Genomic DNA, 22,766 nt, shown 5'->3' with positions numbered 1-22,766 from the left:
AGGTACGGGGGTGCTGGGCGGTCAGGCCGTGGCCGGCGTGTCGCGCATGCTGCGGACCTTCTCGTAGATGCCCACGAACGCGTCGAGGGTGCCGTCCACGGCGTGCGCGGCGACCAGCTCGCGGCTGTGGGCGCCCATGCGGTGGCGCAGGTCCGCGTCCAGCAGCAGGTCGCTCAAGCGGTTCGCGAGCTCGCGCACGTCGCCGGGGGTGTAGAGCCAGCCGTTGACGCCCGGGCGCACGAGGTGCGGCAGCGCCATCGCGTCCGCCGCGACCACCGGCAGGCCCGAGGCCATCGCCTCGAGGGTCACCAGGCTCTGCAGCTCCGCGATGCCGGGCATGCAGAACACGTCGGCCTCGGAGTAGGCGGTGAGCAGCTCGTCGTCCGGCACGAAACCGCGGAAGCGGACGCGCCCCGCGACGCCGGACTCGGCGGCGAGCGCGGCCCACTCGTCGGCCTTCGCGCCGGTGCCGACGATCTCGAGCCGTCCGGGCAGGTCGTCGGGGAGCAGGGCGAAGGCCCGGATGATCTCGTCGACCCGCTTCTCCTGGTCCAGGCGGCCGACGAACAGGACGGTCGGCTCGGCGCGGCCCGTGCGGTCCGTCGTCGTGTAGTGCTCGGTGTCGATGCCGTTGGACACGGGGACCGCGTGGCTCAGCCCGGCGTGCTGGCCGAGCAGCTCGACGGCGCGCGGGGTGGGGGCGGTGACGACGTCGGCCTTCGCGTAGACGCGGCCGATGTCCTGCCAGAGCCAGCGGCCCACGGTCCGGTGCATCGAGCTGGGCACCAGCAGGTAGCCGACCAGGTTCTCGGGCATCAGGTGGTTGGTGGCCACGATGGGCAGGTTCGCGCGGTGCGCGGCGTCCACCAGGGCGCGGCCCACGATGAAGCTGCCGTTGGTGTGCACGACGTCGGGCTCCACCTCGTCGAGGATCTCCGCGACCGCGCGGCGCGTCTCCCACGGCAGGGTGATCTGCAGGTTGTGGTGGGACGGGTACCGGCCGGAACGCAGCCCGTGCAGCACGACGCCGTCGCGCACCTCGCGTACCCGGCGGCCGGTCGGGGACGGGGCCACGACGTGCACGTTGTACCCCCGCGCGGCGAGGCCGGTGGCGAGGCTTCCGGCGAACCGGGCGGCGCCGTTCACGGCGGGCGGGTAGGTATCGGCGCCGATCAAGATCGTGCGGGGAGTACCAGGCAGGTTCACTGTGCTGTACCTCTCGATGGTTCGGGAAGTCTCGAAGGGGTGTTGCGCGCCTCGCGGGCCGCGACGGCGTCGGGGTGGAGCCTTGCAAGGACGAGGACCCCCACGGCAGCGGCGAGCGCCGCACCACCGAGGAGGAACCAGGTGGCGAGGGGCGTGTCGGCGCCCTCGCCGAGGAGCAGCGCGCCGAGAAGCACGGCCACGATCGGGTCGACGACGGTGAGGCAGGCGACCACGACCTCCGGCGGGCCGGCCGGGTAGGCCTGCTGCACGAGCCAGCCGCCCAGGACCATCGCGGCCACGGCGCAGGCACCCGTGCCGAGCACCTGCGGGTCGTACCAGGGAGTGCCGCCGCCGAGCTCCTGGAAGATGACCCGCATCAGCGCGGAGAGCAGGCCGAACGCGGTGGCTCCCGCCGTCGCGCAGGCGACGCAGCGCAGCCAGCCGCCGACCGCCAGGCCGCCGATGCCCAGGGCGAGCACAACACTGCCGACGATGAGGATCGTCGGCAGGGTGGATCCGGGCGGCGGCCGGTTGCCCGAGGTGGCGCTCACCGATGCCGCCACGAAGACGGCGACGCCGACCATGGTCAGCGCCACGCCGAGAAGGACGTTGCGGCCGGGCGGGCGGCGCAGCCGCAGCGAGGAGAGCAGCACCGCCACCGGGACGGCGAGCACGCCGATCGGCTGGACGAGCCGCAGCGGCGCGATGGCCAGCGCTATGGCGTGCACGATGGTGCCGCCGCCGGCCAGCCCGAACCCGGCCAGCCAGCCGGGCTGCCGGGCGATCCGGCTGAGCCGGCGCAGCGACAGGATGCGTTCACGGGGGAGCGGCTCCCCGTACAGGTCCGCGACCTCACGGTGCTGCAGGACGGCGGCACCGGCGAAGAGCGCGGCACCGAGCACGGCGAGGGCGACCGCTATGGCTGGCATGAGTCCACGGTCTCGTAAGGACGGCCTCTTGCGCCACCAGGTTTCCCCCCGGAAATGGGTGGGGGTTTTCCCCCATCTTTTCCGGCCCGACTCCCGCGAAAGTGGTCCGAGTGCTTAGGGTCAGCGCGATGAACACCGACACGCGCCCGCACGGGAGTGCCGCGCCACCCCCAGGTACCGCGCAGGCGGAGCCCTATGCGGCGCTGCTCGCCCGCACGCCCGTTCGTGACGCTGACCTGCGCATACGCGGTGTCAGCGCCCATGTCCGGGTGTACGGTGAGCCCACGGCCGCGCACCGGCTCGTGTTCCTGCATGGGCTTCGGGGTGACCATCACGGCCTGGAGCCTATCGTTGCCCACTTCTTGAGGCTGCGTTCTGACGTCCAGGTCGTCGTGCCGGACCTGCCGGGGTTCGGGTCCACGCCGCCGCTGCCCGACGGCCGGCACGACGTCGCCGGGTACGCCGCCTGGACCGCCGAGCTGCTGGCCGCGGTCGGCCCGGAGGGTGACGTCATGCTGGCGGGACACTCCTTCGGGTCGATCATCGCCGCCGCGACCGTCGCTTCCTCTGAGGCGGGGTCCGGGGCCGGTGACCGGCCCGCCATCCGCTGCCTGGTCCTGGTGAACCCCATAGCGACGGCGGCGCTCGCGGGGCCCAAGCGCATGCTGAGCGCCGTGACGGTCGGGGTGCACCGGCTGGCCGCCGCCCTGCCGGAGCCCGTGGGGACGGGGCTGCTGCGGCACCCGCTCTTCACCCGGGTCGCGAGCGTGGCCATGGTCACGACCCGCGACCGGGGCCTGCGCCGCTGGATCCACGCGGAGCACGACCGGTACTTCTCCGGGTTCGCGGACCGGCGCACGCTGCTGGAGGCGTTCCACGCCTCGGTGGGGACCGACGTGTCCCGCTACGCTCCCGCGATCGGCGTGCCGACGCTGCTGGTGGCGTCCGAGAACGACGACGTCGCCCCGCTGCCCTCGCAGCGCGTGCTGGAGACGATGTTCGCCGACGCGCGGCTCGCCGTCGTTCCCGAGGTGGGGCACCTGGCGCACTACGAGGCGCCCGACGCCGTCGCCAGGGAGACCGCCGGGTTCCTGGCCGCCCTGGAAGGTGCGGCACCGTGACGGACGCAGCGCGGGACGCCGTGCACGACGCCGTGGAGGACGCTGCCGCGGGGGCGCCGCTTAAGATCGTCGTCGACTGCCGGTACCTGCGGGTGGGCCGCCACGACGGGATCAGCCGGTACACGGCCGGGATCGTGACGGCGCTCGCGCGGCTGCACCCCATCGAGGTGCTGGTCAACGACGAGCGCCAGCTCGACCACCTGCCCGACGGCCTGCCGTGGCACCGGGTGAGCGGGCCCACGAGCTGGCGCGAGCCGTTCGTGGCGCGGCAGGTGCGCCGCACGGGCGCCGACGTCGTGTTCAGCCCGATGCAGACCATGGGCACCTGGGGGCGCGACTACCGGGTGGTCCTGACCCTGCACGACCTCATCTACTACCGGCACCCCACGCCGCCGCGGAACCTGCCCGCGCCCGTTCGCCTGCTGTGGCGGGCGTTCCACCTGGCCTGGTGGCCGCAGCGGGTGCTGCTGAACCGGGCGGACGCCGTGGTCACCGTCTCGGAGACCACGCGCGACCTCATCGCGCGGCACCGGCTGACCCGGCGTCCGGTGACCGTCGTGCCCAACGCGCCCGACCCCGTGCCGGAGCCGCCCGCCGGCGAGCCGGCGCCCGCGCGCACTCGCTCGCTCGTGTACATGGGCTCGTTCATGCCGTACAAGAACGTCGAGCTGCCGGCCAGGGCCATGGCGCACCTGCCGGGGTGGGAGCTGCACCTGATGAGCCCCGTGGCGCCCGAGCGGCGGGCGGAGCTCCAGGAGCTGGCGGGTGACGGCACGCTCGTGTTCCACGACGGCGCGTCCGACGAGGTCTACCGCGACGTGCTGCGCGCCGCGACGGCGCTCGTCTCCGGGTCGCGCGACGAGGGCTTCGGGCTCCCGCTGGTGGAGGCGATGGCGCTCGGCACGCCGCTGGTGGTCAGCGACATCCCCGTGTTCCGCGAGGTCGGCGGGGCCGCGGGCGCGTACGTCGACCCGGACGACCTCGCGGGGTTCGTCGCGGCCGTCCGCGCGCTCGACGACCCGCTGACCTGGGCCGAACGGTCCGCGGCGGCGCGGATCCGGGCCGCCGGGTACGACTGGGACTCGTCGGCGAAGACCCTGCTCGCGCTCCTCACCGGGTGAATTTTGACCGTTATCGTTCCGTGATCTAGGGTCGGCGGCGATGACCCGCCGTGACAGCCCGCCCGTGCCGGTGCCCGAGGTGGCTTCCGCGCCAGGGGGTGCTGGGGCGGGCGGGGCGCCCGTACCGTCCGTACCGAGCGGGCGTGGCGGGCCGGCTGCGGCCGCCGTGTCGGGCGAGGGCGGCGGGCCGACTGTGGCTGCCGTGCCGGGCGAGGCCGTGTTGTCCGGCGGGGCCGTGCCGGGCGGGGCCTTGCCGGGCGGGGCCTTGGCGGCGGGGGGTGCCTTGGCGAGTGGGGGCGCCGTCGGCGGGGCGGGCGGCGCGCGGCCGCGGACTCCCGGCCGGCTCGTGGCGATGGACGGCCTGCGGTTCGCCGCCGCGGCCGCGGTGCTGCTGTACCACTTCACGGCGACCTCGACGGCCACCGGGTACTGGGGAGCCGAGCCCGCCGACGCGTTCCCGCTGCTCAACGAGGTCACGCGGTACGGATGGCTCGGCGTAGAGCTGTTCTTCGTGATCTCGGGGTTCGTGATCCTGCTCAGCGCCGACGGCCGCGGCGTCGCGGGCTTTGTCGCCTCCCGGGTGGGCCGCCTCTTCCCGGCCTACTGGGCGTGCATCGTGCTGACGGCGGGGCTGCAGCAGGTGTGGTCGGGCGGCCGGCGGACGACCACGGTGGAGACCCTGGTCAACCTCACGATGGTGCAGGACCTGTTCCACGTCACCGGCGTCCAGGTGGTGTTCTGGACCCTGCTCGTGGAGCTCAAGTTCTACCTGCTGGTGCTCGTGGTGCTGGCGTTCGGCCCACTCACCCGCAACCGCGTGCTGGCCTTCGCCACGCTCTGGCCGGTCGTCGGCTGGGCCGCGCAGGAGCTCGGCGGGCAGTGGGTCACCGCGCAGTGGCTCGCCGACTGGCTCGCGCCGGTCTACGCCCCGTACTTCGCCGTCGGCATGCTGCTGTTCCTGGCCTACCGCGACGGGTTCGACCTGGTCACGAGCGTGCTGCTCGCCGGGGGACTGGTCCTGTGCGTCCTGCGTGTGCTGGAGGCCGCCGGCCGCGCGTCCGACCTCCAGGGCGTCGCGGTGGACCCGGTCGTGACGGTGCTGGTGCTGCTCGTGAGCATCGTCGCCGTCTGGGCGACGACGCTGCGCGGCCGGGCGACCCCACCCCGGCGTGTGGCGACGGTGCTGGGCGCAGTCGGCGCCCTGACCTACCCCGTCTACCTGGTGCACACGCAGTTCGGGTACGCCGTGATCGACCTGCTGGCGCACGAGACCACCCGCACCGTCGCGCTCGTCGCGGCCGGCGCCCTGAGCCTCGGCCTCGCGGGGGCGATCCACTACGGCGTCGAGCGTCCGACGTCGGCCCGGCTGCGCCGGGCGGTGCACGCCGGGCTGCTGCGCTGCGCGGCTGCCCTGCGGCCGCGCGGGGCACTGCGCGCCTGAGGGCCTGTGTGCGTGAGGGGTGCTGCGTGCGGGAGGCAATGTCTCGGAACGGGCCGAACCGCAGGTTATGTGTCTCTGGGGGTGTCTCCAGGGCGCCCGAGCCGCAAGTTACCCGTCTCTAGGGCGCCCGAGCCGCAAGTTACTGGTCCACCAGGGCCGTGACCGACGTGTGTCTTGCGTTTCGGCGCCGGGACGGACGTGGATCTTGCGGTTCGGCGCGGTGGCCGGTTCGTGGGTCAGCCGGTTCGTGGGTCGGCTGTTCGTGGGGGTCAGCCGGTTGGTGGGTTCGGCCGGTTCGTGGGGGTCGGCTGTTGGTGGGGGTCGAGCCGTTGGTGGGGTCAGGCCGTCTCTGGGTCCGTGCCGTGCCGTCCTTCGCTCCGGTCCCGGCGGCGGAGGTCGTCGCGCGACAGGCCGATCTCGCGCAGCGCGCGCTCCAGGTCGAGGGCCGGGTAGTCCCTGAGCTGCAGGAGCCGCACGGCGTACTCGGGGGCGATGCCGGCGGAGGCCGTGCCGTCGTCGAACCACAGCTCGTCGCGGTCGGTGTCGTGCCCGTAGTACGACTGGACCGTCACGTGCTCGATCCGGACGCCGCCCGCGACGCGGCGCGCCGACCAGAGCGGCCGCGGCGCGCTGTGCACCCAGACCTCGACCCGGTCCGGGAGCACGGCGAGAACCATCTCCAGGTCCTCCTCCCAGGCCTTCAGCCAGCTCCGCGGCACCACCCCGCGCCGGTGCGCCTGCGCGTACATGCCCTGCCCGGCGTAGCCGGGGACGAGCACGGCCTCGGGATGCTGCCGCGCCGCGCGGGCGATGGCCCGACGGCGGCGCCACCGGATCCTGCTGCCCGGACCGACCGCGTAGAGCAGCAGCGAACCGGCCGTCCACACCAGGAAGATGCCGACGACAGCACCGACGGCGACGAGGTAGTTCGGCACGGAGAGCCGGGCGTCGGTGCTGAGCAGGCCGAAGAACGCGATCGTGCCGACCACGAGCACCGCGCCGACAAGCCCTTCCCACTCCCGCCACAGCGTCCGCAGCCGTAGCGCCCGCAGCCGTCCGCGGCCCCGCTGATCCGGCATGTCGGTCACCCCCTGGGCGGTCCGGATGTAGGACGGCGAGCGTGGCACCGGTGACCGGGGAGCGGTCCCCGTGGTCGCCACCAGGCTCAGCGCGGCGGGTCCGCCACCGCGAACGGCAGGCGGTGCAGCAGCTCCGCCTGCTCCTCTGCACGCTTGCGCTCCCGCCGTCCGGCGACGAGCTCACGCTCGCGGCGCTCGGCGAGGACGGCGTGCAGGAACGCCTCCGGATGCGTACCCGGCGGCGGCCCTGGGGCGACGTAGGGCTCGATGCGGCCCGCGAGGTCGTCGGCGAGCCGCGCGCGCGACTCGGGCGCGAGGCGGGCCGCGCGGCCGAGCAGCTGGCGGGCGGCCAGGGCCAGCCCGTCCGGCAGCCTGCGCATGTCCGCCGTGTGCGCCCACGCGGCCAGCGACTGCGGCATCACCACGGGGGCCGACGGCGGCCTGCCGCCCCGCACCCGCACCGCGTACGTCCCTGCCGCGAGGTCGCCGAGGCGCTTGCCCTTGGCGTTGGCCAGCGACGCGATGGCCGCGATGCCGCCGAACGTGAGCCACAGCTCGATCACGCCGATCAGGGCGCGCACCAGCGCGTGCCGGAAGCGGACGGGCCCGCCGTCGTCGCGCACCACGCGGATGCCGCAGGCGAGCTTGCCGACGGACCGGCCGCGCGACAGTGTCTCGACGGTCACAGGCACGCCCACCATGATCACGACGTTCGCGACCACGTAGACCACCAGCGCGATGTCCTCGCCGAGCACGGCGTTCTCCAGGAACCAGATGCCGCCGACGACCAGGGCCACCACGACGACGGTGCCGACGACCAGGAAGTCGAGCATCGCGCCCATGGCGCGCGTGATGAACGACGCCGGGCGCGCGTCCAGCACCACGCCCTCGCCGATGACTATGCCGTCCTGCACGGTTCCTCCGGTCGGGGTGAGGGCCTCCGGGCCATGCCGATGCTTCTTCGGGCCTGCTTCTTTTCGGGCCCTGCCGATGTTCCTGTGCGGCAGACTACCGTCGTGGACATCGACGCCTTCACCGCCGTGCACGCCGCAGAGTGGGACCGTCTCAAGGAGCTCGCCTCGCGCCGCCGTCTGGACGGCGCCGAGTCGGACGAGCTGGTGCGCCTGTACCAGTCGGTGGCCACGCACCTGTCGACCGTCCGGTCGGCGGCGCCGGACCCGGCGCTGGTCACCCGCCTGTCCGACGTCCTGAACCGGGCGCGCACCCGCATCGCCGGCTCGCACGAGCCCGCCTGGCGCGAGGTGGTGCGGTTCGCCGTGGTGTCGCTGCCCGCCGCGTTCTACCGGATCCGGTGGTGGTCCCACGCGGTGACGGCGGCCTGCCTGCTCGTCGCGGTCGTCGCGGGCGTCTACATCGCGTCCGACGCCGACGCGATGAACGCGATGATGCCGCCCTCGGCGCAGGAGGAGTACGTGAACAACGCGTTCGCCTCCTACTACGACCCGGGCATCGGGTTCGCCGCGGTGGTGTGGACCAACAACGCGTGGATCGCCGCGCAGGCCGTCGCCGGCGGCATCACGGGTTTCTTCACGCTCAACGTGCTGTGGCAGAACTCGGTGAACATCGGCGCCACCGGCGGCATGATGGCAGCCCACGACGAGCTCGACCTGTTCCTCACGCTCATCGCCCCGCACGGCCTGCTGGAGCTGACCTGCATCTTCGTCGCCGGCGCCGCCGGGCTGCGCCTGTTCTGGACGCTCATCGACCCGGGGCACCGCAAGCGGTCGGTTGCCATGGCCGCCGAGGGGCGCGCCCTGATCACCACGGTCATCGGCCTCGCCGTGGCGCTCGGCGTCTCCGGTCTGGTCGAGGGCTTCGTCACCGGCTCGGAGCTGTACTGGTGGCTCAAGATCGTGATCGGCGCCGTGGTGCTCGCCGCGTTCTGGGCCTACGTCTACGTGCTGGGCGGCCGGGCCGTCCGGTCCGGGGCCACCGGCGACCTCGCCGAGCACGAGGCGGGCGCCACCGTGGTCACGGCTGGGTGACGGTTGCGCGAAGACCCGCTGAACGCATGAATTGCACCACCTCGTGTCAGTGCCGCGTACTAGGGTTGCGGCGCAGGCACGACTTGAGACGACATCCGGAGCACGCCCCATGACGACGCCCGAGAGCGCACCCGACCAGCCGGCGCAGCCGACGCCCCCGCAGTCCGGAGGCTCCCAGCCCGCCGGCTGGGGCGAGCCGCCGCGGTACGGGCAGTACGCGCCCGGGTACGACCCGGCCGCGCCGTCTGCGCCCGACCAGCCGGCCTACGGGACGCCGCAGAGCGCCCCCGGCCAGTACGGGCAGAACCAGTACGGCCAGAGCCAGTACGGGCAGTACTCCCCGTACGGCTCGCAGGTGCCGGGCTACCGGCCCCAAGCCGACAAGCCGGGCATCGTCCCCCTGCGCCCGCTCACCCTCGGCGAGCTGTACGACGGCGCGTTCGGCGCCGTCCGGCACAACCCGGCGGTGACGCTCGGGCTGACGGCGATCGTGGTGGTCGCCGCCGTCGCGGTCGGCACCCTGATCAGCATCCCGCTCACCACCTGGTTCACGGACCTGTTCGGCAACCTGTTCGCCGAGATCGAGAACGACCCGGCCGCCCAGGACCTCGGGTTCACCCAGGACATCCTCGGCGTGACCTACGGCTCGCTGATCGGCACCGGCCTGCTGCTCGGGCTCGTGACGCCGCTCGCGATGGGCATCATGGCCATCTCCGTCAGCGACTCGGTCATCGGGCGCAAGATCTCCGTGTCCGAGGCCTGGCGGCGTGCGGGCCGGCGCTGGTGGTTCCTGCTCGGGTTCTCCCTCCTGAGCGCGCTCGCGGTGCTCGTGGCGTACACGCTGGCCGTCGCGATCGTCGCCGGGGCGTTCTACGTGGACCCGGCGTTCGGCGTCGTCGCGCTCCTCCTCACGCTCGCGGCCCTGGTCGTGGCCGGCTTCTGGGCGTTCACCCGCGCCGTCCTGATCCCGCCGGCGCTCGCGGTCGAGGGCGGCGGGTTCTGGGTCACGTGCCGGCGGGCCTGGAAGCTGACCTACGGCTCGTTCTGGCGCGTGCTCGGCATCTACCTGCTGACCTCGGTCATCCTCAGCGTCATCGGCCAGATCGTCGCGTTCCCCGTCGGCATGGTCACGAGCCTGTTCATGATGACGGAGAACGACGTGGCGCTGGCCGTCAGCTACGGGCTCACCTCCGTCGTCACGGGCGGCATGAGTGTCCTGTTCCTCGGCGGCGTCATCGCCCTGCTCTACATCGACACCCGGATGCGACGCGAGGGACTTGACGTGCAGCTGCAGGCCGCGGCCGCAGCCACGGCGGACAAGTGACATGAGGGCCGACCTGCCCGTCGTCCCCGACCGGGACACCGCACGTGAGTGGCTCACGACCGAGCTGCAGCGCCCCGAGTACGCGGCGCGGGAGTCGCTGCTCACGCGCTTCCTGAACTGGCTGATGGACTGGCTGAACGACATCGAGTGGCCGGACACGTCGATGTCGGGCCCGCAGCTCGGGATCGTCATCGCCGTGATCGCCGTGGTGGTGCTCGTGATCGCCTGGCTGGTGGCCGGTCCGGTGCAGCTCGGGCGCAACCGCACGGGCTCGGCAGAGGTGCTCGGCACCGACGACGCCCGCACGGCCGCGCAGCTCCGCGCCGCCGCCGACACCGCAGCGGCCTCCGCCGACTGGCGGACGGCCGTCGTCGAGCGCTTCCGGGCCGTCGTCCGGTCCCTGGAGGAACGGGTGGTCATCGAGCCGCGGCCCGGCCGCACCGCGCAGGAGGCCGCCGCCGACGCCGGTGAGTGCCTGCCCGCCCAGGCCGCGGCCCTGCGCTCGGGCGCCGACCTGTTCGACGGTGTCGAGTACGGCGACCGGGTCGCCACGGCGGCCGACGACACGGCCCTGCGCGAGCTCGACGCCGCGGTCGCCGCGGCCCGGCGGGCCGCACTGGTCAGGCTCGGGCCGGACGCGGGCTCGGACGGCGGATCGGGCGGTGGGTCGGACAGCGGGACGGATGCCGGCACGCCGGCGGACGAGAAGGCCGGGGGGTCGGCATGACCACCCAGTCCTCGCCCGCCGCCCCGCCGCCCGCCGCCCCGACGTCGTCCGCGCTGCCTGCCCCGGCGCCGCCCACGGCGGTGGCGGCCGCGCCGGCCGGCCCGGTCGACGAGCCGCCGGTGATCATCGGCGACGACACCACGGGCCGGTCGCGCGCCGCGACGAGGTGGCGCCGCGCGCGCTGGCCCCTGACGGTGCTCGCGGCGATCGCCCTGCTGGTCGTGTTCCTCGCCGTGGTGCGCCCGCCGACGTCGGCGGACCCGTACGCCCCCGACAACCCCGAGTCCGACGGGGCCATGGCCGTGGCCGAGGTGCTGGAGGACCAGGGCGTGCGGATCACGCACGTCACCACCGTCGCCGACGCCGCGGCGGCCGCCCACCCGGACAGCACGCTCCTGGTCACGCCGAACCCGTCGTTCTTCGCCGACGAGCAGATCTCGTCGCTGAACCGCACGGGCGCCGACCTCGTGGTGCTCAACCCCGACTACAGCATGGTCGCCGGCGTGACCCGGAACACCGTCGACACGACGTTCGGCGAGTCGTCCGGGCCGGTCCCGCCGCAGTGCTCCGACCCGGCCGCACAGGCGGCGGGCGAGCTCGCCCTGACGCCCGGCCTGTACGACACGTCGACCGGCACGGAGGCCGTGCGGCCCGTCCTGTGCTGGCCCGACGGCACCGGCGGGTTCGCCTACGCGCGCCTGGACTTCCCGAACCGCTCGGTCACGGTGGTCCAGGACCCCGCGGTGATCCAGAACGGCACGATCCTGGACGAGGGCAACTCGGCGCTCGCCCTGTGGATGCTGGGGCAGCACGAGGACCTGGTCTGGCTGGTGCCGAGCCCGTACGACATCACGACGGGCGACGACGAGCCGACCCCCGGCGAGCGCGGCCAGGCGAGCCCGCTCATGCCGCCGGGATCCGCGCCCGTCGTCCTCGTCGCGGTGCTGGCGGCGGTGCTGCTCGCGCTGTGGCGCGTGCGGCGGCTGGGCCCGCTGGTGGTCGAGGACCTGCCGGTGCTCGTCCGGTCGGCCGAGACCACGCGCGGCCGGGCCCGCCTGTACCGGGCGGCGCGGGCCCGCGGGCACGCCGCGGCCGGCCTGCGGGCTGCGGCGGCCGACCGGATCGCCTCGCGTCTCGGCCTGGCCCGCTCGTCCGACGCCAACACCGTGGTCGACGCAGTCGTCGCCGCAACGAACCGCCCGTCACAGCAGGTGGCAGACCTGCTCTACGGCCCACCGCCCGCTGACGACGCCGCGCTCGCCGAGCTCGCGCGCCGACTCGACATCCTGGAGAGCGAGGTCCACCGACCGTGACCGAACCAGCCTTCCCGCACCAGTCTGTACCCCACCAGTCCGCGCCTCGGCCCGCCGAGCCGCGGCCGGCCCCGCGGCCCGAGCCGCAGGCCGAGCCGCCCGCCGCGCCGGCCCCGCAGACCGCCCCGGCGACCGAGCGGCCCGTCGCCGGTGCGCCCGCGGCGGAGCCGCCGGGCGGTGAGGCTCCGCGTCCGGACCCGTCCGCCGCCGAGGCACCCGCGGCCGACCGGCCGCAGGCCGCGCCCCAGCACCAGCCCCAGGCCCAGCCGCCCGCGCCGTCGCAGGAGCTGCGTTCCGCCCTGGCGGCGGTCCGTACGGAGGTGGGCAAGGCCGTCGTCGGGCAGGACGCCGCGGTGACGAGCCTGCTCATCGCCCTGCTGTGCCAGGGGCACGTGCTCCTGGAGGGCGTGCCCGGCGTGGCGAAGACCCTCCTGGTGCGCACCCTGGCGGCGGCCCTGAAGCTGGACACCAAGCGCGTCCAGTTCACGCCTGACCTCATGCCGGGCGACGTGACCGGCTCGCTGGTCTACGACGCGCGCACCGCCGAGTTCTCGTTCCGCGAGGGCCCCGTGTTCACCAACCTGGTGCTGGCGGACGAGATCAACCGCACGCCCCCCAAGACCCAGGCGTCGCTGCTGGAGGCGATGGAGGAGCGGCAGGTGTCGGTGGACGGCACGCCCCGGGTGCTGCCCGACCCGTTCCTCGTGATCGCCACCCAGAACCCCGTGGAGTACGAGGGCACCTACCCGCTGCCGGAGGCGCAGCTCGACCGGTTCCTGCTCAAGCTCGTGCTGCCGCTGCCCGAGCGCGAGCAGGAGGTCGAGGTGCTGGCCCGGCACGCGGCGGGCTTCGACCCGCGCGACCTCGCCGCCGCGGGCGTCACCCCCGTGGCCGACGCCGAGATCCTGGACCGGGCGCGTGCCGAGGTGGCCCGCGTCCAGGTCTCGCGCGAGGTGCTCGGCTACGCCGTCGACGTCTGCCGGGCCACCCGGTTCTCGCCGTCGCTCTCGCTCGGCGTCTCGCCGCGTGGCGCCACCGCGCTGCTGCGCACGGCGCGGGCGTGGGCGTGGCTGTCGGGCCGGTCGTTCGTGACGCCGGACGACATCAAGGCGCTCGCCCACCCCACCCTGCGGCACCGCGTGCAGCTCCGGGCCGAGGCCGAGCTCGAGGGCGTCACCGCCGAGGGCGTGCTGGACACGGTGCTGGCCTCCGTGCCCGTGCCGCGTTGAGGCCCCGATGGTCGTGACCTGGCGGGCCGCCGCCCTGATGGCGCTCGGCGTGGTGCCCGTGCTGCTCCTGCCGGCGGGCGGGACGGTGCTCGTCTGGGCGGCGGTCGTTGTGCTCGCGTGCGCGGTCGACGTGGCGCTGGCGGCCTCGCCGCGCCGGGTCGCCGTGCAGCGGCGGGTGCCCGCGTCGGTCCGCCTGCGCGCCGAGGCCACCAGCGAGCTCGTGGTGCGCAACGCCTCCGGCCGGCGGCTGCGCGCGGTGGTCCGGGACGCGTGGGGCCCCTCGGCGGGCACCGGCCCGGGGCGGGGGAGCACCGAGCGGGTGCGCCCGGCGTCGGGCGGCCCGGGGCGCCACCACGTGGACCTGCCCGACGGCGAGGCCGCGCGCCTGCCCACCACGCTCGTGCCGACGCGGCGCGGCGACCGGGCCGCCGGCGGCGTGACGATCCGCAGCCTCGGCCCGCTGGGGCTGGCGGGTCGCCAGGTGACCCTGTCCGTACCGGGACGCCTGCGCGTGCTGCCGGAGTTCGCCAGCCGCAAGCACCTGCCCTCCCGCCTGGCGCGGCTGCGCGAGATGGACGGCCGCGCGGCGGTGCAGGTGCGCGGCGAGGGCACGGAGTTCGACTCGCTACGGGAGTACGTGGTGGGCGACGACGTCCGCTCGATCGACTGGCGCGCCACCGCCCGGCGGCGCGAGGTGGTGGTGCGCACGTGGCGCCCCGAGCGGGACCGGCGCGTGCTGATCGTGCTGGACACGGGCCGCACCTCGGCCGCCCGCGTGGGTGCGGCGGACTCGACGGGCGCGCCGCGGCTGGACGCCAGCATCGAGGCGGCCCTGCTGCTCGCGGCGCTCGCCGGGCACGCGGGCGACCGGGTGGAGCTCGTCGCGTTCGACCGCACCGTGCGCTCGAGGGTGGCGGGCGCGGCCGGGCCGCGGCTCATGCCCGCGATGGCGGAGTCCCTCGCGACGGTCGAACCGGTGCTGCTGGAGACAGACTGGCCGGGTGTGGTCACGCAGGTGCGCACCCGGATGACGCAGCGCGCGCTCGTCGTGCTGCTCACCACGCTCGACCCCGCGGCGGTGGAGAACGGCCTGCTGCCCGTGGTGGACCAGCTCGCCCGCGACCACACCGTCGTCGTCGCCTCCGTGGCGGACGAGGAGGTGGCGGGCCTGCGCGCCGGCCGCGACACGGTGGCCGAGGTGTACGACGCGGCCGCCGCCGCGCGCGGCGACCTGGAGCGCACCGCCGTCACCACGATGCTGCGCCGCTACGGGGCCGACGTCGTCGAGGCGCTGCCGGACGACCTGGCGCCCCGGCTCGCCGACGAGTACCTGGCGCTCAAGGCCGCGGGGCGGCTCTGAGGGCCTGACGCGCCGCGGGGCGGCTCTAAGGGCATGACGGCGGGCTGGTTTCGGGCCCACGGCCTCGAAGCGTGGTCGCGCGAGGCAAGTCCCCGTACCGAGCCTCGTAACGAGCGTCCCCGTACCGAGCCCGCAACGAGCAGAGCGCCCGGCCGCACGATGCGGCCGGGCGCTCCTGACTCACGCGCGAAACACTTACGCGCGAACCGGTCTCAGTTGTTCGTCGAGACCGCGAGCCTGCGCACCGCGCTGTCGAAGTGCGGCGCCCCGATGGACCGGTAGCCAGAGGTCCCGTACGACGTGACCCCGCGGACGTACCCGAGCCGGGTGGCGTTGTCGTAGTGCCAGATCCACGGGCCGCCGGAGGAGCCGGGGCCGAAGTCGCACCCGCTGATCAGCGAGGTGCGCGGCGCGACGCCGCTCTTGCGGGTCATGCCGGTGCAGCCCCACATCGCCTGGCCGTCGGACAGGTTCGACGGGTAGCCGAAGACCGCGACCGGCCACCGGTAGTACTGGTCGATCCGCAGCCCGTTGCCGCCGACCGCCTTGACGACCCGCTCGCCCTGCCCGTTCGAGTACGTCGTCAGCATGCCGACGTCGCGGTACCAGCCCTGGTACGTGCCGCCCTTCTCGATCCAGGTCCGGAAGGTGTGCAGCGTGCGGGCCTGGAACGTCCCGTGGGGTGTCTTGTTGACGGCCTCGCCCCGGAAGTCCGGCACGAAGACCAGGTTGCTGTACCAGTCACCGCCGCGCCCTTCGTGCACGCAGTGCCCCGCGGTGATGACCACCCGCTTCGACCGGGTGTTGAGCGTCGCGGCCGAGCAGTAGCTGCCGCTCCCGTACCCGCCGATGAAGAGCTTGCCGTTGCTGATCGGCCACCGGTTGATCGCGTTGGTCTGCGCGCCGTCGGCGCTCTGGGGCGCCACCGGGCGGGTGACGATCGTGCCGCTCTGGGTGGGGTCGCCGGCCGGCGTGCTCTGCAGCGTGTCCGCCCGGCCCGCCGTGGTACCCGCGGCGAGCTTCGCCGCGAGGTCCTGCGCCGTCCGCTGCACGAACGCGGCGTCGCCCGGAGCGTCCAGCGGCTTCGCCGCGGCCATCCGCTCCGGCGTCCAGTACTCCAGCACGGCGGGGTCGCCGCCCTCGGCGTCGACCCGCTGCATCTCGGCGGCCGAGTACTTGCGGGCCGAGGTCCCGTTCGGCCTCAGGACGGGCGCGACCGTCGACACGATCTCGGTGTCGGCGACATCCGCGGCGACGGCCGCCGTGGCCGACGCGTCGCCGTCGCCCGCGCCCCAGGCCGCCGGGATGTAGGCCGCCGTCGCGATGACGGCGGCGGCCGCCGTCACCGCCGCGAGGCGCGACCCTTGAGTTCTGCGCACTTGATTTCCCCTATCCGCCTGACCGGTTTATCCGGTCTGTTGGCAATCGGAGCGATCGTAGCCAAGAACTGGGGGAGGGGTCCCGAATATCGGACAGCCGGCTGAGCGGCCGCTGGACGACCGGTGATCACACCCCGAGGTGCCGCAGCACCGCCAGGACCCTGCGGTGGTCCGCCGCGTCCTGCGGCAGGTCGAGCTTGGTGAAGATGGCCGCGACGTTCTTCTCGACCGCCCCGTACGACAGGTGCAGCAGCTCGGCGATCGCCCGGTTGGACCGGCCCTGGGCCATCAGGTCCAGCACCTCGCGCTCGCGCGGCGACAGGCGCTCCAGGTCGGCGTCCTTGCGGGCGGAGCCCATGAGCTGCGAGACCACCTCGGGGTCCAGCACGGTGGCGCCGCGCGCCACGCGCCCGAGCGCGTCGACGAAGTCCCGCACCTCGGCCACCCGGTCCTTGAGCAGGTAGCCGACACCGCGGGCGTCGCCGGCCAGGAGCCGGCTCGCGTACCGCGTCTCCACGTACTGCGAGAACAGGAGCACGGGCAGCGCCGGGTGCCGGGTCCGTAAGGCCAGCACGGCCCGCAGTCCCTCGTCGGTGAAGGTGGGCGGCATGCGGATGTCCGCGACGACGACGTCGGGCAGCGACTCCTCGCTCGCGAGGCGGGCGACCGCACGTTCAAGGGCGGCGCCGTCCGCGACCGTGGTCACGGTATGGCCCCGCCGCGTCAGGAGTGCGGCGAGGCCGTCGCGCAGGATCGCGGAGTCCTCGGCGAGGAGCACCCGTAGCCCGGTGTCCGACGTCGGATCGGCCGGCCCGGTCATGCACGGCCCGTTGAGCTCGTGGTCGGCAGGGTCACGGTGACTACCGTAGGCCCACCGGCGGGGCTCGACAGGTCGAAGGTGCCGTCGACGGACCGCACGCGCTCGGCCAGGCCGGCCAGCCCGGAGCGCAGGCCGGAACCGTCGGGCGGCACGACGGCCGCGCCGCCGCGGCCGTCGTCGCGCACCCGGATGCGCACGGTGTCGCCGACGGCCTCGACCAGCACGTACACGCCCGAGGCGCTGGCGTGCTTCGCGGCGTTGGTGACGAGCTCCGCGACCGAGAAGTACGCGATCGACTCGATGGCGGGGGCCAGGCGACCGTCCGCCTCGACGCCCGGGTCCACGTCGACGGTGACCGGCAGGGCCGACCGCGCGGCGAGGGTCTCGAGCGCGACGGTGAGGCCGCTGTCCAGGGCGGGCGGGTGGATGCCCCGGGCCAGCTCGCGCAGCTCCGTCAGGGCCTCCTTGGTGGAGGAGTGCGCGGTGTCGAGCAGCTCGGCCGCCTGGGCGACGTCGCCGCCGTCGGCCAGGTGCTCGCGCGCCTCGCCGAGCTGCATGGCGACGGCGACCAGCCGGGCCTGCGTGCCGTCGTGCAGGTCGCGCTCGATGCTGCGCAGGCGGGCGTCGGCGTCGTCCACCGCGCCGGTGCGCGACCGCTCCAGCTCGGCGACGCGCAGGCTTGCGCGGGTGGGGCCGAGCAGGCTGGCCGACAGCACCTCGAAGAGCAGCGTGAACATCCGGGTGATCCAGGGCCACAGGAGGAGCACGATCAGCCCGCCGAGCGCGGCGAGCGCGATCCGCGGCGGCGTGTCCACGAAGTAGGAGGGGCCGAACTGCGCCCCGCGGTGCAGCTCGCCGTCGGTCCCGAGCTGTTCGGGCAGGAACCGGTACCAGAACCAGTAGGTCAGGCCGCCCAGGCCGGTCGCGAGGAACACGACGCTCGTGACGAAGGACAGGATGGACAGCGGGAACGTGACGAACATGAACAGCAGGGCGCGCCAGCCGGTGGCGTCCCCGATCATCGAGCCGAGGGTGCGCCAGAAGCCGCGCGGCCGGACGTACGCGGCGGGCACCGGGACGTCGACGCCGAGCAGGCCGCGGGCCAGGCCCCGGTAGGTGGCGCCCCAGCCGCGCCCGCCCAGCACGACCGCGCCGGACACGAACAGGCCGACCACGGTGACGGCGACCCCGGCGGTGAGGCTCACGGCGAAGACCGTGTAGGCGAAGGCGAAGGGGGCGAGCAGGAGCGTCAGGGTGAGGTAGGCCTGCTCACGCCAGGTACGGCTCGAGAAGGGGGCCGTGAGGAAGTTCCGCCGGAGGCCGCCGCCGGCGCGGGCGGCGCCGGCCGCGAGCCGGTCGACAGTCATGGTTGTCATGGTGCCAGGTTCGCTCGTCGCGGCACGCGGGCGACAGGGTGCCGGCCACCCTGCCGCAGGGGGGCTGTCCCCCTGCCCGGCCGTCGGCCCGCCCGAGCGCCGGGCCTGGAACCGGGGCCTGGGAACCGGGTGAACCTGCCGCGAACACGCCAGGGCGCACGGCGCAGCACCGGGTTTGCTGGACCAGCCTGGCACACTGGAGGGCATGAAGGTACGAGTTCTCGTCGTCGACGACGACACAGCACTGGCCGAGATGATCGGCATCGTCCTCAAGGGCGAGGGCATCGAGGCCATCTTCTGTGCCGACGGGGACTCCGCCCTGGGGATGTTCCGCACGCACCAGCCGGACCTCGTGCTGCTCGATCTCATGCTGCCCGGCAAGGACGGCGTGCAGGTCTGCCGGGAGATCCGCGCCGAGTCGGGCGTGCCGATCATCATGCTGACGGCCAAGTCGGACACGCTCGACGTCGTGGTGGGGCTGGAGTCCGGCGCCGACGACTACGTGTCCAAGCCGTTCAAGCCCAAGGAGCTCGTGGCCCGGATCAAGGCCCGCCTGCGCCGCAGCGAGGACCCGGGCCCGGAGCGCCTCGTGGTGGGCGACGTCGAGATCGACGTCACCGGCCACACCGTCATGCGGGACGGCGAGCGCATCGCGCTCACCCCGCTGGAGTTCGACCTGCTCGTGGCGCTGGCCCGCAAGCCGTGGCAGGTGTTCACGCGCGAGGTGCTCCTGGAGCGGGTCTGGGGCTACCGGCACAGCGCCGACACGCGCCTGGTCAACGTCCACGTCCAGCGCCTGCGCTCCAAGATCGAGCGGGACCCGGAGAACCCGGAGATCGTCCTGACGGTGCGCGGCGTCGGTTACAAGGCGGGCGCGACCCGCTGATGCCGTCCGGCCTGGCCACGCGGCTGCACCGGCTGGTGGCACGGACCCGGGTGGTCACCGTCCGGGCCACCCGGCGCGGGATCGCCCAGTGGCGCTCCTCGCTGCAGCTCCGCGTCGTCACCACCGCCCTGGCGATCGGCTTCGCGGCCATCGCGGTGCTGGGGCTGTACCTGTCGACGTCGGTCCGGGACGGCATCTACGAGCAGCGGCTCGCCGCGATCGACCGGGAGGCGGCCGCGCTGACGGCGCGCGTGTCGGAGAACTTCTCCGCCGTGTCCACGACGTCGGACGGCGAGCTGCAGACCCTGCTGCTGGACACCATCTCCACGCTCAGCGCCACGAGCGGGTCGACGGCGGAGGAGTACTTCCTGCTGCACCAGCTCGGCACCACCACGCAGGTCAACGACATCGTCACGCGGCCGGAGCTGACCGACGTGCTGATCAGCGACGAGCTGCGCGAGGCGAACCTCGCCTCGGACGACGACCAGGTGCTGCAGGCGGTGGGCATCCCGTCGCCCGACGACCCGGAGGTCGTGCGGCCCGGCGTCATCGTGGGCTCGACGGTCCAGGCCTCGCCCGACGCCGAGTACGAGATCTACTACCTCTACTCGCTGGAGCCGGAGCAGGAGACCCTGTCGTTCGTGCACCGCGTGCTGCTGGCGGGCGGGTTCGGGATGCTGGCCCTGCTCGGCGTGGTGACCTGGACCATGGCGCGGCAGACCGTCACACCGGTGACTCGGGCCGCCACCGTGGCCGAGCGCCTCGCCGAGGGGCACTTGTCCGAGCGCATGCCGGGCGCCCGCGGCACCGACGAGATGGCGAGCCTCGCGCGCTCGTTCAACGAGATGGCCGAGAGCCTGCAGGACCAGATCCGGCGCATGGAGGAGCTGTCGGCCATGCAGCGCCGGTTCGTGTCCGACGTGTCGCACGAGCTGCGCACCCCGCTCACCACCATCCGGATGGCGAGCGAGATCATCCACGAGTCGCGTGAGCGGATGGGCGAGGACGGCAGCCGCTCCGCCGAGCTGCTGCTCGGCCAGATCGACCGGTTCGAGGCGCTCCTGTCCGACCTGCTGGAGATCAGCCGGTTCGACGCCGGCGCGGCCGTGCTCGACGCGGAACGCCGCGACCTGCGCGACCTCGTCATGTCCGTGGTGGAGCAGGCCGCCCCGCTCGCGGAGACCAAGGACGTGCGGGTCTCGGTCAAGCTGCCCGACACCGACGCGGCCGCCGACTTCGACCCGCGCCGCATCGAGCGCATCCTGCGCAACCTCGTGGTCAACGCGATCGAGCACGCCGAGGAGCGGCCCGTCGAGGTGACGGTCGCGGAGAACGACCGCGCGGTCGCCGTCGTCGTGCGCGACTACGGCGTGGGTATGACCAAACAGGAGGTCGAGCACGTGTTCGACCGGTTCTGGCGGGCCGACCCGGCCCGCGCCCGCACCACGGGCGGCTCGGGCCTGGGCCTGGCGATCGCGCTGGAGGACGCCCACCTGCACGCCGGACGCCTGGACGCCTGGGGCCGCCCAGGGCAGGGCGCGAGCTTCCGCCTCACGCTGCCGCGCAGCGCCGGCGTCCAGGTGGGCGAGCCGCCCGTCACGCTGGCCCCCGCCTCGCACGAGCCGGGGCTCCGGACGGGCCAGATCCCGGTGGTGCACCCGCCGACGGGCCCGACGCCGACGGCCATCCCCGACCTGGACGACCTCGACCTGGAGGTGCACTGATGCACAGGGCAGCGAACGCGGCGGTCGCGGCGGTCGCCGCGCTGGCCACCGCCGTCGGGCTGGGCGCGTGCGCGCAGATCCCGACGTCCGGCCCCGTGCGGGTGGGCAACGCGGACGTGGAGACCCAGGTCGACATCGCGATGCTGCCCCAGGGCCCGGTGCCCGGCGCGGACCCGAACGCCGTCGTGTCCGGCTTCCTCGGCGCCGCCGTCGCCGCGACCACCTCCCCGAAGGAGTTCCAGACGGCGCGCGAGTTCCTGACCGACGACGTCGCCGCCACCTGGGACCCGGGGGAGGCCGTACGCGTGGTGCGCGAGACGCCGCTGCCTGAACCGTCCGAGCGCGGGGTGGAGCTCGAGGGCACGGACACGGTGGAGGTCGTCGTGCGCGCGACGACCGTCGCGACGCTCGACAGCGTGGGCACCTACACCGAGGTCGGCAGCCCCCGGGAGCTCGGCTACCGGTTCACCCTGACCAGGACCGGCGGCGAGTGGCGCATCTCCGCGCTCGACAACGGCGTGCTCGTGCCCACCAACCTGTTCGCCAACCAGTACCGGGCGACGCGCCTGTACTTCCCGGTCGCTGAGGACGACGTCGAGAGCCTCGTCCCCGACCTGCGCTGGTTCCCGCGCCGCTCCTGGCGCACCGTGGCGGTGCACGAGCTGCTCGCGGGGCCGCCGGAGTGGCTCCAGGGGGCCACCCAGTCGCTGGTGCCCGAGGGCACCCAGCTCGCCGCGCAGTCCGTCCAGGACTCGGTCGACGGCGGCCCCGTCGCCGTGCGGCTCACCGAGGAGATCAGCACCGCCGACTCGGGCGAGCGCGCCGTGATCGCCGCGCAGATCTCCGCGACCCTCTCCGAGGGCACCGGCCGTGCCGTATCGGTCGAGCTGTTCAGCGGCCCGAACCGGCTCTCGGTCAGCGCGGCCGACATCAACCTGCCCGAGACGATCGTCCAGGCCATGGCCCTGCGCGGCGACCAGCTCTACCGGGTGGACGACGGCCAGCTCGTGGAGGTCGACCTGCCCGACCTCTCGGGGCTGCACCCCACTGCGCTCGCGATCAGTCCCTCGGCCAGGCCCATCGTGGTGCGGAACGGCGACGACCAGATCGTGGACGTGTCGCCGGAGCGGCAGGGCCAGGAGGTGCTCATGGAGGGGCCGGAGCTGGCCGCGCCGTCGGTCGACCGGTTCGACGCCACGTGGACCAGCGGCGGCACCGGCAGGCTGCGCGTGCACACGGAGACGAGCGAGGTCACCCTGGAGCCCGACTGGCTGAGCGGGCGCAAGGTGATCAGCGTGTCCGTGTCGCCGGAGGGCTCGCGCATCGCGATCGTGAGCGAGGCGCCGTCGGGCACGCAGGTGCACGTGGCGGGCATCGTGCGCGACGCCGACCACACCCCGGACAGCCTCGCGCCGCCGCTCTCGGTGGCCGCGCCCGTGAGCAGCATCGCGGAGGCCCGCTGGGCCGGGCTCACGACGCTGGCGCTCCTGACGCAGGACGGTGACGGCATGTCCGGCGTCTGGACCGCCGGCGTCGGCGGGCTCGCCGGCACCAGCGGCCAGTCGCGGCAGCTCCCCGGGCTCACCGACGTCACGCAGCTTGCCGCGGCGGTCACGGACCAGGGGATCCTCGTGGTCACGGAGGACGGCGACCTGGAGCGTGAGGAGGCGGGCGTCTGGCAGCGGTTCGCCGAGGACGTGGACCTGGTGGCCTATCCGGGCTGAG

The 22,766-nt window shown here is 74.1% G+C and carries 19 protein-coding genes; 12 read left to right on the top strand and 7 right to left on the bottom strand.

Annotation, left to right across the window (positions count from 1 at the left end; all coding sequences use genetic code 11):
• Nucleotides 1–21 precede the first annotated feature (21 nt).
• Nucleotides 22–1,206 carry a glycosyltransferase gene (locus tag AC0QU1_RS22045; RefSeq protein WP_483572463.1) on the bottom strand — a complete coding sequence of 395 codons (1,185 nt, stop codon included), beginning with the start codon at nucleotides 1,204–1,206 and terminating at the stop codon, nucleotides 22–24.
• Nucleotides 1,203–2,135: a hypothetical protein gene (locus AC0QU1_RS22040; RefSeq protein ID WP_483572461.1), complete on the bottom strand. Its 933-nt coding sequence runs from the start codon at nucleotides 2,133–2,135 to the stop codon at nucleotides 1,203–1,205. The genes AC0QU1_RS22045 and AC0QU1_RS22040 overlap by 4 nt, the downstream gene beginning before the upstream one ends.
• Before the next feature lie 269 nt (nucleotides 2,136–2,404).
• On the opposite strand from AC0QU1_RS22040, the gene AC0QU1_RS22035 reads away from it, so the two are divergent.
• Genes AC0QU1_RS22035 through AC0QU1_RS22025 form a run of 3 tightly spaced genes read left to right on the top strand, consistent with a single transcriptional unit; the run spans nucleotide 2,405 to nucleotide 5,818 of the window.
• Nucleotides 2,405–3,256, top strand: coding sequence for an alpha/beta fold hydrolase (locus tag AC0QU1_RS22035; RefSeq protein ID WP_483576775.1), 852 nt, complete (start codon nucleotides 2,405–2,407; stop codon nucleotides 3,254–3,256).
• 32 nt (nucleotides 3,257–3,288) lie between these two features.
• Nucleotides 3,289–4,377: a glycosyltransferase family 4 protein gene (locus tag AC0QU1_RS22030; RefSeq protein WP_483576773.1), complete on the top strand. Its 1,089-nt coding sequence runs from the start codon at nucleotides 3,289–3,291 to the stop codon at nucleotides 4,375–4,377.
• A gap of 40 nt (nucleotides 4,378–4,417) precedes the next feature.
• Nucleotides 4,418–5,818: an acyltransferase family protein gene (locus AC0QU1_RS22025; protein WP_483572460.1), complete on the top strand. Its 1,401-nt coding sequence runs from the start codon at nucleotides 4,418–4,420 to the stop codon at nucleotides 5,816–5,818.
• Nucleotides 5,819–6,156: 338 nt separating this feature from the next.
• Here the strand turns inward: AC0QU1_RS22025 and AC0QU1_RS22020 are convergent, their stop codons facing one another.
• Together AC0QU1_RS22020 and AC0QU1_RS22015 are read right to left on the bottom strand one after the other, a co-directional pair.
• Nucleotides 6,157–6,897 (bottom strand): hypothetical protein, encoded by a 741-nt coding sequence (locus tag AC0QU1_RS22020; protein ID WP_483572459.1) that lies wholly within the window; start codon nucleotides 6,895–6,897, stop codon nucleotides 6,157–6,159.
• An 86-nt stretch (nucleotides 6,898–6,983) separates the two neighbouring features.
• Nucleotides 6,984–7,811, bottom strand: a complete 828-nt coding sequence (locus AC0QU1_RS22015) for an RDD family protein (RefSeq protein WP_483572457.1) — start codon at nucleotides 7,809–7,811, stop codon at nucleotides 6,984–6,986.
• A gap of 102 nt (nucleotides 7,812–7,913) precedes the next feature.
• Between AC0QU1_RS22015 and AC0QU1_RS22010 the strand changes: the two genes are divergently transcribed.
• The 6 genes from AC0QU1_RS22010 to AC0QU1_RS21985 all read left to right on the top strand — a co-directional run bounded on the left by AC0QU1_RS22010 (nucleotide 7,914) and on the right by AC0QU1_RS21985 (nucleotide 14,856).
• Nucleotides 7,914–8,903 carry a stage II sporulation protein M gene (locus AC0QU1_RS22010; protein ID WP_483572456.1) on the top strand — a complete coding sequence of 330 codons (990 nt, stop codon included), beginning with the start codon at nucleotides 7,914–7,916 and terminating at the stop codon, nucleotides 8,901–8,903.
• Nucleotides 8,904–9,012: 109 nt separating this feature from the next.
• The gene (locus AC0QU1_RS22005; RefSeq protein WP_483572454.1) at nucleotides 9,013–10,227 is read left to right on the top strand and encodes a glycerophosphoryl diester phosphodiesterase membrane domain-containing protein; all 1,215 of its coding nucleotides are present in this window, start codon (nucleotides 9,013–9,015) and stop codon (nucleotides 10,225–10,227) included.
• A 1-nt stretch (nucleotide 10,228) separates the two neighbouring features.
• A complete protein-coding gene (locus AC0QU1_RS22000) occupies nucleotides 10,229–10,954 on the top strand; it encodes a DUF4129 domain-containing protein (protein WP_483572452.1) in 726 nt (241 codons plus the stop codon).
• Entirely contained in the window at nucleotides 10,951–12,267 is a 1,317-nt protein-coding gene (locus AC0QU1_RS21995) for a DUF4350 domain-containing protein (protein WP_483572451.1), read from the top strand. The genes AC0QU1_RS22000 and AC0QU1_RS21995 overlap by 4 nt, the downstream gene beginning before the upstream one ends.
• Nucleotides 12,264–13,496, top strand: coding sequence for an AAA family ATPase (locus tag AC0QU1_RS21990; RefSeq protein ID WP_483572450.1), 1,233 nt, complete (start codon nucleotides 12,264–12,266; stop codon nucleotides 13,494–13,496). Before AC0QU1_RS21995 ends, AC0QU1_RS21990 begins: the two co-directional genes overlap by 4 nt.
• Before the next feature lie 7 nt (nucleotides 13,497–13,503).
• A complete protein-coding gene (locus AC0QU1_RS21985) occupies nucleotides 13,504–14,856 on the top strand; it encodes a DUF58 domain-containing protein (protein WP_483572449.1) in 1,353 nt (450 codons plus the stop codon).
• Nucleotides 14,857–15,068: 212 nt separating this feature from the next.
• Here AC0QU1_RS21985 and AC0QU1_RS21980 read toward each other — a convergent pair whose 3' ends face one another.
• The 3 genes from AC0QU1_RS21980 to AC0QU1_RS21970 form a co-directional block, all read right to left on the bottom strand.
• Nucleotides 15,069–16,235, bottom strand: a complete 1,167-nt coding sequence (locus AC0QU1_RS21980; protein WP_483572447.1) for a trypsin-like serine peptidase — start codon at nucleotides 16,233–16,235, stop codon at nucleotides 15,069–15,071.
• Between the two features lie 127 nt (nucleotides 16,236–16,362).
• Nucleotides 16,363–17,055 (bottom strand): response regulator, encoded by a 693-nt coding sequence (locus AC0QU1_RS21975; RefSeq protein WP_483572446.1) that lies wholly within the window; start codon nucleotides 17,053–17,055, stop codon nucleotides 16,363–16,365.
• Nucleotides 17,052–18,431, bottom strand: a complete 1,380-nt coding sequence (locus AC0QU1_RS21970) for a sensor histidine kinase (RefSeq protein WP_483572444.1) — start codon at nucleotides 18,429–18,431, stop codon at nucleotides 17,052–17,054. The genes AC0QU1_RS21975 and AC0QU1_RS21970 overlap by 4 nt, the downstream gene beginning before the upstream one ends.
• 205 nt (nucleotides 18,432–18,636) lie before the next feature.
• Between AC0QU1_RS21970 and mtrA the strand changes: the two genes are divergently transcribed.
• Genes mtrA through AC0QU1_RS21955 form a run of 3 tightly spaced genes read left to right on the top strand, consistent with a single transcriptional unit; the run spans nucleotide 18,637 to nucleotide 22,765 of the window.
• Nucleotides 18,637–19,317, top strand: coding sequence for an MtrAB system response regulator MtrA (gene mtrA, locus AC0QU1_RS21965; RefSeq protein ID WP_026366090.1), 681 nt, complete (start codon nucleotides 18,637–18,639; stop codon nucleotides 19,315–19,317).
• A complete protein-coding gene (gene mtrB, locus AC0QU1_RS21960; protein ID WP_483572442.1) occupies nucleotides 19,317–21,041 on the top strand; it encodes an MtrAB system histidine kinase MtrB in 1,725 nt (574 codons plus the stop codon). The genes mtrA and mtrB overlap by 1 nt, the downstream gene beginning before the upstream one ends.
• The gene (locus AC0QU1_RS21955; protein ID WP_483572441.1) at nucleotides 21,041–22,765 is read left to right on the top strand and encodes an LpqB family beta-propeller domain-containing protein; all 1,725 of its coding nucleotides are present in this window, start codon (nucleotides 21,041–21,043) and stop codon (nucleotides 22,763–22,765) included. The genes mtrB and AC0QU1_RS21955 overlap by 1 nt, the downstream gene beginning before the upstream one ends.
• The last annotated feature ends 1 nt before the right edge of the window (nucleotide 22,766 follow it).

It is taken from the genome of Promicromonospora noduliphila, from assembly GCF_056951025.1.
This window is presented reverse-complemented; position numbering and strand designations above follow the sequence as displayed.